We start from the raw sequence: 12987 nt of genomic DNA, 5'->3' as shown, positions 1-12987 counted from the left end.
AGATGGTTTACAGGTAAACTTATTTCACTGGCAGCAGACAGGAACAAAGTGATGAGCAACTCACTATCGGATCTCAAACGACGGAACTTTTTAAAATGGTCTGCCTTCAGCATGGCGGCGTTTACAACTCCCGGGTTGATGGCGGAAGAACTGATTCGGACACCTGCCATGACCGAGGGGCCGTTCTATCCGGACAAGATGCCGCTGGATACTGATAACGATCTGTTGATCATCAATGATTCCCTCACACCCGCGGTGGGAGAAATCACCTATCTGAGCGGTAAAGTTCTGGATGCGAAAGGGCAGCCTCTGCGAAATGCCTTCGTGGAAATCTGGCAGGTCGACAGTAAGGCCTCTTATCTTCACACACGGGGTGAAAATAAAGATGGCCGCGATGGCAACTTTCAGGGCTATGGTCGCTTTATGACCGACTCGAAAGGTCAGTATTTCTTCCGCACGATCAAGCCGGTCCCCTATCGCGCCGGTCGCGGATTTCGTACGCCGCATATCCATGTCGCCGTCAGTAAGAACGGTCGGCGGATTTTAACCACGCAGCTGTTGATCAATGGTCATGAACTCAACGAAGAGGATGGCGTCTATCGACAGATCCGCAACCCGGAACAGCGAAAATCCATTCTGGTTGATTTCAAACCGCTGCCGGATTCTAAACTGGGGGAACTGGCTGCCAACTTCGATATTGTTCTGGGGAAAACTGCGGAAGAAAATCCCGACGGGACGATCAAAGGCGGAATCGGTAAGTCGGAACTGACGAACGGCGGTCGCGGCCCACGTCCTTCTCGCAATCAGTAAACGTCTTTCGCTCATTTCAGATTGGCGAAAACCAGAGCCGCTTGAAGTCCCGGAACTGATGCGGGATAATGAAGATTCAACCCTGCCTGGCAGAACGCATCGGGCAGGGTATTTTGAATTCATTACTCCTGGCTCGGGTTGATCATGAATATTTCCCAACGCATTGAAGAATATCTGGCGGGACCGGATGCGCTGCGTCGCGCTGTCGAAGGCATGTCTACAGCCGACCTGGACGCTGCTCCGATTCCTGGTAAATGGACCACGCGACAGGTGATCTGTCACATCTCTGATTTTGAGCCGGTCTACGCCGACCGCATGAAGCGCGTGATTGCGGAAGAAAATCCTCCCCTGTTAGGAGGCGATCCAGACCTGTTTGCGGCACGCCTCGCTTATGAACAACGGGACCTGGAAGAAGAATTCGAGTTAATCGCGGCTGTGCGAAAGCATGTGGCCCGGATTCTGCAGACTCTCAGTCCCGATCAGTTTGAGAGAACCGGGCAGCATTCCCACGACGGCGAACTGTCTCTGGCAACATTGCTGGCTCGGATTACCAATCATATTCCCCATCATATTCAGACGATCCAGGAAAAACGGGATGCCCTGCAGGTCTGATGATTCTTCTGTTTGATTTTGAACCCGTTCTGATATGATTTCAGGTGTGACGTTTCAGAACTGTGTTTCAATGGATGGCGTGTTATGACAAATCTTGGACTGGAATCCAGTGTGACAGAGTGGGTGATCGAATTCCCGGAAGTACAATGCGTGCTGGATTCCGTGGGAATTGATCAGTCCTGCCAGGGGAAATCACTCGAATATGTCTGCCGCCAGATGGATCTGGATCCCCACCTGATACTCAGGCAACTGCACGAAGTGATCGAAGATGATTCGGCAATCAATGAGTAGCTGATCCGGAACATTCCAACTGATCCACGCCAGTGAAATCAACTGGTGTACTTGTGGTTATGTGGTCGCCTCTGCTTTCCCGGCAATGGTCTGGAACCCTCTTTACCCATCTTACAGTATGTCATACACTCCCGGCGCGGGTAGCCAACAGACCAGACAGAGGAGTGAGACAGGATGCAGAATTTATTTGGTAAAAAAGGATTAGTCACCGGAGCTGCATCGGGAATCGGTCGTGAAATCGCACTGCAACTGGCTGCGGAAGGGGTCGATCTCTTTCTCTGGGACATCGATGAAGCGGGTCTGCAGGAAACAGCGGAAACGGCTTCGCTGGTAGGAGTGGAAGTCAACTGCCGCATCTGCGATCTGTCTGATGCGGAACAGATTTCTGTTGAAGTCCAGTATCTGATTGATACCTGGGGTGGGTTGGATCTGCTGGTGAATAACGCGGGGGTAGCCTTCTACGGGCCGACACATACAATGACTGCAGAGCAGTGGGACTGGCTGCTGGCGATTAATTTGCATGCACCGATTCAGATTACACGCGAATTTCTGCCATTAATGCTGAATCGACTGGAAGCACATATCGTGAATGTATCCAGTATTTGTGGCCTGGTCGCCGGTGCCCGATTCAGTGCCTATCAGGTCAGTAAATATGCCCTGCAGGGGTTCAGCGAAGCGTTGCGGGCTGAATACAGTCGTCAGGGGCTGGGAGTTTCTTCCATTTGTCCCGGGCCTGTGACCACGCAGTTATTCAAGTCCGCTCCCTGTGGACGCGAGGGAAAATCGACGCCGATTCCTCCCCGCTGGATCTGCACCACTCCTCAGCAGGTCGCACAGAGTACGATCAAAGCCATTTATGCCGATCAGGGATTATGCCTGGTGGGCTGGGTGGCTTATGCCTTGTACTACCTGAAACGGATCGCACCCTGGTCGCTGGATCTGGCACATCGCTTTGGTCGTCGTAAGCGGATGAAGAAAAAAGCAGCGCAGCTGGCGCTGCAGGCCGAATCACAGCCCTTCAAAGAACAGGCTGCAGAGACCCGTTCCAAAGCAGCCTGATCCGCTCTGACGTTTGAACTCAGGCATTTTCCCGAGGAAGAGACAGTGCTTTCTGCTTTTCTCCCATCGCTTCTTCGTATCTAGAACGCATCACATTTAACTATAGCGGCTGTCAATTTAATATACTCGGTCCAAATGGATCTGGAGACGCTACAGTAAAACTGGACACAGTCTGAATTTGTTTCCGAGACAGCGATCGTCAGCAATTTCTCCCATTTTCTGCCTGAAAATGATGTAATCAGGACAGTCTGCGACTGATTCCTTTTCTCCTGAATACAATTGATCATTGACAGCTCTGGGTTCAATATTATATATTATGCATAATGCATTATGCGTAAAGAGTGAAGCTTTGTCAGCTGATCCGGGCAGAAATGACTGCCTTGATCTCTTACATCGAAACGATTCTGGAGGCTGTCTATGAACGCGACGACATCTCTTTCACCTCATCCCTTGCCTGTCAGTTCACTCAGGCTGGACATATTCAGTCAGATTCTGCTGTCCATTTTTACCGGCGAATATCCAGCGGGAACGCGTCTGAAGGTACAGCATCTGGCAAAACAGTATGGCGTGAGCAGTACGCCGGTACGGGAAGCGATCGTCGAATTAACAGGAATTGGCGTAGTGGAACTGTTTCCCAACCGGGGAGCCGTAGTCGCTCCGTTCGGGATTCCTGAAATTCGAGAGATGTATCACGTGCGGCGGATTCTGGAAGTGGAGTCGGCCCGCTGTGCGTGTGAGTGCGATGATCTGGAAGAAATCAGACAACTGTTAGCAGAGACAAAATCACTGCAGCAGGCGACACGCGATGATCAGTGGACGGTGCTCTGTTCGGATATTGATAAAAGAACGCACACCGCCATCGTAAACGCCGCCGGCATCAAACGGCTGAAAGCAGAGCTGAATCGATATGATCGCCTGATGCATATGGTGCGGGTCTTACTGAAAAATTCCGAATTGTATCTGGATCAGATTCTGGAAGAGCACCTGCAGGTTCTGGAGGCGTTACTTCGTCGTGACCAGGATGCCGCTGCTACTGCCATGTCCCGACATCTGCAGGCGACCTGTGAACGCGCCGTCGAAGGGATCTTCGTGCGTGGTATTCCCGAGTCGGAAAACATGCATTCTTAAAACTTGAGCAACCTGAAATCATTTTCATTTCATGATAGATAAGTCAATTTCACTGAGGGGAGTTCCTGTAATTTTATTCTGTTCATAAGGAATAACCCGGGTTCATATTCATTTTATAAGGGAGACGCTCATGTTACGCCGCACGCGAGGGTTTACGTTAATTGAACTGCTGGTGGTAATCTCGATTATTGCTATTTTGATTGCCCTGTTACTCCCTGCGGTTCAGCAGGCACGGGAAGCAGCCCGGCGCAGCCAGTGCAAAAATAATCTCAAGCAACTGGGACTGGGGATGCATAATTACCATGAAACTTTTCAGGTATTTCCATTCGGGATGATCAATCCGACGAATGGTGATTTACCAGGATCTCCCCGTCCCGCAACAGATAATACCGGCTGGTATCCCATGATTCTGCCATACATTGATCAGGGCCCGTTGTACAACGTGTATATGCAGGAGCAGAAGAATCCGTCGCGGACCGGCGCTATTTACTGGAGCAAAAAAGATGCTGTGGTTCCGATGATGATGTGTCCCAGCGATCCGGCAGGTCCCAAAAATATTACCTATGGTCAGTCCGATCCTTCCAGTAACGGCTCACAGGGTTTCCATGGAAACTATGCGGTCTGTTCCGGATCGACCCATTTCGGTGCCGCCGGCAGCTATACTGAGCTGAATGGTCTGTTTTATTCACGCTCACGCACGAAGCTCCGTGACATTACTGATGGCGCATCAATGACGCTCATGGCGAGTGAACTCATTCTGTCTGCCGATCAGTCCAAACACGATGTACGCGGCCGTCTGTTGAATCCCCGTTGTATGGGAACTTTTTTTACAACACTGGAAACCCCGAATCCAAAAGTCGGAGATGTATTAATTGCCTGCTCGGATATTCCAGCTGCACCGTGTGGAGCCGACAGTACCGCGAACAGTCGCACCTTTGCCCGCAGCTATCATGAGGGGGGAGTGCATGGCTTACTCGCAGACGGTGCGGTGCGATTCATCTCTGAGAATATCGATCGGGCAACCTTTCAGTCCCTGGGGACCCGTGCTGGCGGGGAAGTGATTGGAGAATTTTAAGCTGTTGTCATCACTGTTCCGGAGAGTGCCTGACGAGTGACTCGGGGGCACTTTGGGTTGATCTTTTCTATCTGGTTCTGGAGATGAACAATGAAAGGTATCCTGCTGTTTTTGGTGGTTCCGCTTCTGTTACAGGGATGTTTTCAGGGGACGGGAGCGAATGAGTCGGAGGTGAGCGGATTGATCAAATTAGACGGAGAGCCACTCCCCGATGGGACAATCACTTTTATCTCTGCAGATAACACGACGCACTCTGCCCAGGGAAAAATACAGGAGGGAGAGTATGTCGTCACTGTCCCGGTCGGAGAGAAACGAGTTGAAATCCATGCTTCCCGCTGGACAGGAAAACCTTACGAGAAGTACGATATTATGGAGACCGAACAGTATCTCCCTGCGATCTATAACGAGAAAAGCCAGTTGACCGCCGACGTTAAACCGGGTGAGAACGCACCGTTTAACTTCGAACTGGATTCCAGTGCTCAGAAGTCCGGGAAGTAAATGATGAATTTACGAGTTTTTCCTAACGGGAATCCGAGCAGAGCGAAATCAGCCACACATCCATTCCGTAAACATCCCGCGAAGAATCGGCTCGCTGGTGGTCTGAGGATGCTGGCAATCGGATTTCTTCTGGTGGCCCACTTTCTGACCGCTTTTTCAGATACGCAGGCAGGAGATCGTTCTGCTTCTGAAACGGAATCCACCGTTCGGAAGTTACTGAAGCAGGCCTGCTTCGATTGCCATAATGATGATCTGGCGGAAGGGAAGCTGAACCTGCAGCAGCTCGACTGGAAGCTGGATGATCAGCGGCTCCGTCAGCGCTGGATTCTTGCCTACGATCGGATCGCCGCGGGAGAAATGCCGCCGGATCGAAACGATCTTCCCCAGGCGGAGCGCGATTTACTGTTGAAAGAACTGTTTCAGTCTCTGCAGGCTGCGGATACCAATGAGGTGGCGCTCGAAGGACGGGGGCCGTTACGTCGACTGACGCGAGACGAGTATGAACAGAACCTGCGCGATGTGCTGGCACTGCCTTACCTGGATATTCGCGATCTGCTGCCAGAGGATCGCGAGCAGAAGCATTGCAATAAAGTGGCATCCGTACTGGATATGTCGCGCATTCAACTGGACGCGTACCTGGATGCGGCGGACCAGGCGTTGCGTCAGGCGGTCGCTTCAGGAATACAGCCGCGGAAACAGGAACATCAACGTCTGCCTGCGACGCGGATGTTTCTGACCGCGGGAACCTTTGGTGGTCGTGAGGCGATGTTCTATGCGAAGAATTCGCAGATGGTGCCGCTCTCGGGCGGAGATCTGGCTCAGATGCGTAAAGAGAACAGGCACGATCCCGAGATGGAGCTGGCAATTTTCCGTTCCGCATCCTGGCCGTATTACGGTTATCCTGATGTCTTCCAGGCGAAGGAGCCGGGGGCCTATCGCATTCGTTTTTCCGCACGAGCGGTCCGGCAACAGCATGACTTCAGTCTCCGACCCGCCTGGAATTCGATTGCGATGAATTTTCGCGCGCGAAAACGTTCCGGTCCCGATGTTTCGGGAGATGTACGTGCGACGGGAGAGACCTTCGATATTCAGCCGGAAGGCGGCATCTATGAAACGACAATCCGTCTGAAGCAGAATGAAACGTTCGAATACAGTCTGCTGGGCCTGCCGGTGCCGCGGGCCATCAATCCTCCCAATGCACCCTTGTATTACGATTTTCCTCCGATGCCGGACGGCGGTCATCCCGGGGTGGCATTTCAATGGCTGGAAATTACGGGTCCACTGGATTCAGAAAGCTGGCCGCCCGCTTCGCATCAACGGCTGTTTGGAACCTTGCCGATTCGAGCGGCGGAAAAAGGGACGTTGCCGGTGGAACTGGTTTCCACAGAGCCGGAACAGGACGCGAAGCGCCTCCTGCGACGTTTCATTCAACAGGCCGAACGCGCGCCGACACCCGAGGATGTGATTCAGATTTACGAACGACTGGTGACAGACGAACTGCATGATGGAACTCCGCTGGCAGAAGCATTGCTCACCGGTTATACCGCGTATCTCAGCTCTCCCCCTTTTCTGTATCTGCCGGAACCGCGGGCGGATTCGCCACAGTATCTGTATTCAGTTGCGGCTCGAATGTCGCATTTTCTGGGGAACTCGCGCCCCGACGCTGAGTTAAATCAGCTAGCAGAGCAGGGGAAGCTGCTGGATGCGCAGATCCTGACTCAGCAGACGCGACGTTTACTCTCCGCCGATTCTGCTGAGCACTTTGTGACTAATCTGACCGATCACTGGCTGTCACTGAAAGACCTGCGTCGCGATGAACCGGACAGCCGCCTGTATCCCGAATATCGGTTTGATGATTATCTGATCGAATCGATGGCGGCTGAAACCCGTGCCTTTGTCGCAATGATGTTCAAGGAGAATCTGCCTGTGACCGTTCTGGTCGATGGCGACTTTGTCTTTGTGAATGATCGGCTGGCCCGTCATTACGGATTACAACCGGTCAGCGGTTCACGAATGCGGAAAGTTTCGCTTCCCGACAACAGCCTGTATGGCGGATTGCTGACGCAGGCTGCGATTTTGAAAGTCACCGCGAACGGAACTTCGACATCTCCCGTGATTCGTGGTGCCTGGATCATGGAGCGGATTATGGGCGATCCTCCGCCACCCCCGCCTGCCGCAGTGCCCGCTGTCGAACCGGACATCCGCGGTGCTACAACGATCCGCGAGCAACTGGCGCAGCATACCAGAGACCCGGTCTGTGCCGCCTGCCATGCCCGTTTTGATCCGGTCGGTTTTGCGTTGGAAGATTTCGATATCATGGGGGCGTTTCGAACCCGTTATCGCAGTCTGGCAAAAGGGGAAAAAGTGACAGGCATCGATCGTGCCGGCCACGATTATACTTATTTCGTCGCTGGTCCGATCGATTCGCATGGGAAGTTGCGGGACGGTCGCACGTTTCAGAATATTCGCGAGCTCAAGCAGTTGCTCGTGGCAGAGCCAAGACAACTCGCACGCAACCTGGTGCAGCAACTGGTCGTCTATGCGACGGGAACGCCGGTCCGGTTCTCTGATCGGCAAGACGTCGAATCGATTCTCGATGAATGCGCGGCTGACGGGTATCGCACCCGGGATCTGTTGGAATCCGTCGTGCGCAGCCCGATTTTTTTAGGAAGAGATCAACCTCAGAACATTTTGACATCCGGACGTAAGAATCTTCCATGACGATCCATCATCAGTTTAAAAAATCGCATCCCGTTTTCAGCCGTCGCCAATTTCTGCGCGGTGCGGGGGTTATGCTGGCGTTGCCCTTACTGGAATGTCGGGCGCAAACAAAGTCTGCTTCTTTAAAGCAGGAAGCGACGCCACAACGGATGCTGCTGATTTCCAATAATCTGGGAGTCCTTCCCGGACCGTTCTTCCCGAAGACGTCAGGAAAGGATTATCAGCTCTCCCCCTATCTGAATGAATTGAAAACGTATGCAGGCGATTTCACTGTTTTCAGCGGTCTGTCGCATCCCGCGTGCGAAGGCGGCCATTCGACCGAAAACTGTTTTCTGACTGGGGCCCGGCATCCTACGAGTAGCGGGTTCCGTAATACGATCTCTCTCGATCAGTATGCGGCAGAACATCTGGGGCGCCAGACGCGGTTTGCGACTTTGAATCTGGGAGTGAATATCGATAAAGCGAACCGGAGTCTGTCGTGGACCCGGGATGGCGTGTTGCTGCCTGCAGAAGACAGTCCTGCCCGGCTGTTTCAGAAAATGTTTGTGCAAGGGAGTGACGATAAGGTCAAACAGAGGCTGCAGGCGCTGAAACGCCGCGGGAGTATTCTGGATGCGGTCAGCGATTCCACGCAGCAGTTTAGCAGGTCTCTGGGGAAGAATGATCGCAGGCGACTCGATCAGTACTTCACCTCGATTCGGGAACTCGAGCAGCGACTGGTCACAGCAGGGGAATGGGAACAGAGCCCGAAGCCCAAGGTGGAACAGGAACTCCCGCGCGATATTGTCGATCGGGCATTGTTGTTTGAAAAATTCGAGCAGATGCTGCTGATGGCATCACTCGCATTGCAGTCTGATTCGACGCGGATCGTGACCCTGATGGTCGATGCGTTTGCGACGCCCGTCTTCCAATTGCAGGCTAACCAGAAAAGCAGCACGGGCTATCATCCTCTCAGCCATCATGGCATGCGACCGGATCATCTGGCCCAACTGGAAAAAGCGGATCGGCGGCAAATGAGTCTGCTGCGTCAGTTATTTGAGAGACTGACCGAAGTAGAAGGCGAATCGGGGCGTCTGCTGGACAGTACGATGGTTCTGTACGGCAGTAATATGGGAGATGCCAATACGCACGATAATACGAATCTGCCCATTCTGCTGGCGGGCGGCGGGTTTCGACATGGTCAGCATCTGGCCTTCAATCGCGAACAGAATTCCCCTTTATGCAATCTGTATGTCAGCATGCTGCAGAAGCTGGGGGTTGAGTCAGACCTGTTTGGTTCCAGCAGCGGGACTTTGACCGGTTTGAAATCCTGAATGACTCTGTTTGAGATTTAACTGCCACCGGCTGCCGATGAAGCGGGTTGCGGCTCTTCCGGCGCGACATCCACCGAGACTGTCATGCGATGCTCACCACCGCCGACAATCGTTCCCTGGATCGGGCAGACATCGTAATAGTCCCTTCCCCACGCGACCGTAATATGATCGACCGAAGTTTGAACGTTGTTGGTAGGATCAACGTCGATCCAGCCTGCTTTTTCTCCACAATAGACCGAGAGCCAGGCATGTGAAGCATCCGCGCCGACCAGTCGTGGTTTGCCGGGGGGAGGATTGGTTCGCAGGTATCCGCTGACATAGCGGGCGGCCAGCCCCAGAGAACGCAGGCAGCCGATCTGGAAATGAGCGAAGTCCTGGCAGACGCCATGCTGTTGTTCAAAGACTTCACGGATTTCCGTATTCACATTCGTCGCCCGGGGATCATATTTAAACGTTTTATTGATACGGGTGGTCAGATCCAGGGTTGCTTCCAGGATCGGGCGGTTATCCTGAAAAGAGACTTTGGCGAAATCAATCAATTCGGGAAACAGCTTTACTCCGGGAGAATCGAAGACGAACTGATAGGCATCCAGTATGCCCGTAGAATGTTCCTGTTTCAGCTTTTGTACGATGGTTTCCCAGGGAGGAGTTTCTGCAGCAGCGATCTGGGGAATTGCCATTACGGAAACCTGACTGGTGGCGGTGACGCTCAATCCCAGATGAGCCTGGTCGATGGAGAAATAAGACACATCGTTGCCGAAGTAGTCTTTGCGATGCGTGATGCTGAACGGTTCCGGGTGAATCAGCAATTGAAATTCGTTGCACATCTGATTCGGTAACGCGCGCGGCGCGAGATGCACCAGATTGTGGCAGACCGGTACCGCCTGGGAATAAGCGTACTTCGTTGAGTGTGTGATTTTGTATTTCATTGCGGACTGATGTCTGAGAGTTGGTGAGAGGGAACAGCGTGTACAAGGTACCGATGTGAGATTGCTTCAGACAGTTTCGGCAGCTGATAGTCCCAGGTTTCAATCAGTTTTTCCAGTGGTTCATAATCTCCCAGGCAGTGTGTATCAGCGGTTTCCTGTATATCCAGCATGCGAACCGAATGCAGCAGAGTCATGACGAGCCGCTGCTCGGACGTGTATCCGGGTAACTCGCGATTGCGCGGCAGTCGTTCTACATGTTTGGCCAGTTGCATGAACTGAAATACCAGGGATCGCGGGTTTGATTCGTCTGTCAAAACCAGGTCGAGTACCGCTGCCAGCTGCAAATTTGACAGATAACGGGACCGGTAAGTCATCAGGCTGTCGGCGACTTCCAGTACGGTTTCGAAGATCGGACTGGGAACTTCGGGCATCGGCACAAACGAATTTTTGACCAGGCTGATGATCTGCAGTGATCGTTCCACACGCCGTCCCAGTTCGAGGAAGCGAAACGCCTGGGTACGTGTCATGCTTTCCATCACAATACCGCTGAAGGCAGCCAGTTCGGTGATCAGGTCGTCGGTGATCGTCAGCACGTCAGACAGGTTGGTTGTTCCATAGCGAGGCGGCTGGAAACCTTTATCGATACGGCGGATGATACGCCAGGTATCCAGCGAGATCCGGTCGCGGACAATGGAACCCAGACGAAACAGTTCATCGACGATGGAACGCAGTGAGGTCGCCTGTGTTTTATCGAAGACGGCCGTCGGCAGGACATGTTCGATGGGAGGCAGCTGGTTCCGCATTTTCTCGATGGCGTAACCCGGTTCAATCTGTCCCTGATCAGCCAGACAGCGCAGGAGTACAGGAACTTCCAGATCACTGGTCGAACGCGTTTCCCCACCGAGTCGATTGACGGCACTACGTAGTAATCGTGCCAGCGCTTCAGCCCGTTCCAGTTGTCGCCCCAGCCAGAAAATATTATCTGCCGCGCGACTGGGTAATTCGGAACCACTTCGTTTGAGTAAAATGGTTCGGCCCTGTTCGTTGAGCAGTGTGATGTGTTCGACGGGCTGGTCTGACAGAATCCAGGCATCTTTACTCCCTTCCCCTTTGCGAATCGAAACTTCGAGTGGGTCCAGGTTGGGCGAAGTGCGAGCGAGGGCTCCCTGCATCACCATGTAAGAGTCACCACTGTTGACAGCGTAGGCACGCAGCGAAAGATGTGCGGGCTGAATCTGTCCACGCCAGATCGGAACACTGGAGCGAATGACTTTTTCCTGGGCCGCAAAGCCGGAAGGATTCGACTTGATCAGTTCTGTCAGCTTTTTAGGAGTCATCTGGTTGATTGACTCGACTGAGGGGTTGTCTTTACCGCGAATTCGAAACGCAGGATAGATGGTCAGTTTTTCCAGATTCTTCAGCACGTAGTTCAACTGGTCCGGCGCACCGCACCACCAGGATGCGACGCCAGGCATGAGCAGTTCTGTACCGAGGAGCGATTTACACAAGCGAGGCATAAACGCCATGAAGGCGACGGATTCAAGCAGACCGCTGCCCAGGGCATTCGCGATGCCTACCTGACCGGAACGGGCGGATTGCGTGAGCCCAGAGACTCCGAGTTTGGAAGCAGAATTCAGTTCCAGAGAATCGCAGTCGCGGCTGTTCTGGCGACGGAAAATGACATCGACGGGAATCAGGCCTCCGAGCGTTTTCAGCATCACCTGGTTTTTCCGGACGGCGAGGTCTCCCCCTTCGACCAGGGTGTACCCCATGTAACGAGCCAGGTAAGCGTCTTCAAAATAATTCGGGCTGGTCGGTCCATGACTGAGCAGGACCACCCGGGGGTTTTCCAGACTTTGCGGCGCGAGCTTTCGCAGTGTTTCCTGGGCTGCGATAAAGAACGGAGCCAGCCGTTCGACATTGGATTGTTGAAACAGTTCCGGAAACATGCGCGACGTCAGAATCCGGTTCTCCAGTGCAAAACCGATTCCAGAAGCGGCTTCGGTACGGTCTGCCAGCACCCACCACTTCCCGTTGGGAGAGCGGGCCAGGTCAGCCGCATAAAAATGCAGAAAGCAGTCGTTGCGGAGTTGATCCCGATGGTAGGCACGCAGAAAACCCGGGTGGGAGTACACCAGTTCGGCCGGCAGATCTCCCTGTTTCAGCAGTGTCTGTTTGCCGTACAGGTCTTTCAAAATCAGGTTGAGCAGATGCGCTCGTTGTTTCAACGCCTGGGAAATCGTTTTCCATTCGGCGGAGGAAATCAGAAAAGGGATCGCATCCAGCTCCCAGGGACGGGGCTGGTCTTTGGGGGTCACGACACCACTGTAGGCGAAATCATTGGCCTGCACGGTACGTTGTGCCTGTTGCCAGCGGTGTTCAAATTCCTCACGTCCGATGTTCACAACCGCGTCCAGGAACTGCTTCGCATGCAGGCGCGGTTGCCCCGAGTCCAGCAGGAACTCGTCGTACACTCCTCCGGGAGGCGTGTAACCCTGGAAAATGTTGTTCACAGAGAGCGGCGGTGTGGACACGATTAGCAGTATTCCTA

Annotated in this window: 11 protein-coding genes; 9 read left to right on the top strand and 2 right to left on the bottom strand. The window is 53.2% G+C overall.

Annotated elements, in window-relative coordinates; translation table 11 throughout:
* The first annotated feature begins 51 nt into the window (after positions 1–51).
* From ACN0YN_RS14860 to ACN0YN_RS14820, 9 genes are all read left to right on the top strand, one after another.
* Entirely contained in the window at positions 52–810 is a 759-nt protein-coding gene (locus ACN0YN_RS14860) for an intradiol ring-cleavage dioxygenase (protein ID WP_417385807.1), read from the top strand.
* A gap of 144 nt (positions 811–954) precedes the next feature.
* Complete coding sequence (locus ACN0YN_RS14855; RefSeq protein WP_417385806.1) at positions 955–1422, top strand: DinB family protein; 468 nt, start codon at positions 955–957, stop codon at positions 1420–1422.
* Between the two features lie 84 nt (positions 1423–1506).
* Entirely contained in the window at positions 1507–1713 is a 207-nt protein-coding gene (locus tag ACN0YN_RS14850; protein ID WP_417385805.1) for a hypothetical protein, read from the top strand.
* A 174-nt stretch (positions 1714–1887) separates the two neighbouring features.
* The gene (locus tag ACN0YN_RS14845; RefSeq protein ID WP_417385804.1) at positions 1888–2772 is read left to right on the top strand and encodes an SDR family NAD(P)-dependent oxidoreductase; all 885 of its coding nucleotides are present in this window, start codon (positions 1888–1890) and stop codon (positions 2770–2772) included.
* A 417-nt stretch (positions 2773–3189) separates the two neighbouring features.
* Entirely contained in the window at positions 3190–3900 is a 711-nt protein-coding gene (locus tag ACN0YN_RS14840; protein WP_417385803.1) for a GntR family transcriptional regulator, read from the top strand.
* Positions 3901–4030: 130 nt separating this feature from the next.
* The gene (locus tag ACN0YN_RS14835) at positions 4031–4975 is read left to right on the top strand and encodes a DUF1559 domain-containing protein (RefSeq protein ID WP_417385802.1); all 945 of its coding nucleotides are present in this window, start codon (positions 4031–4033) and stop codon (positions 4973–4975) included.
* A gap of 90 nt (positions 4976–5065) precedes the next feature.
* Complete coding sequence (locus ACN0YN_RS14830) at positions 5066–5473, top strand: hypothetical protein (protein ID WP_417385801.1); 408 nt, start codon at positions 5066–5068, stop codon at positions 5471–5473.
* Positions 5474–8194 carry a DUF1588 domain-containing protein gene (locus tag ACN0YN_RS14825; RefSeq protein WP_417385800.1) on the top strand — a complete coding sequence of 907 codons (2721 nt, stop codon included), beginning with the start codon at positions 5474–5476 and terminating at the stop codon, positions 8192–8194.
* Positions 8191–9507, top strand: coding sequence for a DUF1552 domain-containing protein (locus tag ACN0YN_RS14820; protein ID WP_417385799.1), 1317 nt, complete (start codon positions 8191–8193; stop codon positions 9505–9507). Before ACN0YN_RS14825 ends, ACN0YN_RS14820 begins: the two co-directional genes overlap by 4 nt.
* A gap of 17 nt (positions 9508–9524) precedes the next feature.
* Here the strand turns inward: ACN0YN_RS14820 and ACN0YN_RS14815 are convergent, their stop codons facing one another.
* Both ACN0YN_RS14815 and ACN0YN_RS14810 read right to left on the bottom strand, forming a co-directional pair.
* Positions 9525–10436, bottom strand: coding sequence for a transglutaminase family protein (locus tag ACN0YN_RS14815; protein ID WP_417385798.1), 912 nt, complete (start codon positions 10434–10436; stop codon positions 9525–9527).
* Positions 10433–12970 (bottom strand): circularly permuted type 2 ATP-grasp protein, encoded by a 2538-nt coding sequence (locus tag ACN0YN_RS14810; RefSeq protein ID WP_417385797.1) that lies wholly within the window; start codon positions 12968–12970, stop codon positions 10433–10435. Before ACN0YN_RS14810 ends, ACN0YN_RS14815 begins: the two co-directional genes overlap by 4 nt.
* Between the last annotated feature and the right edge of the window lie 17 nt (positions 12971–12987).

The sequence above is a fragment of the Gimesia sp. genome, from assembly GCF_048260065.1.
Lineage (GTDB): Bacteria > Planctomycetota > Planctomycetia > Planctomycetales > Planctomycetaceae > Gimesia.
This window is presented reverse-complemented; position numbering and strand designations above follow the sequence as displayed.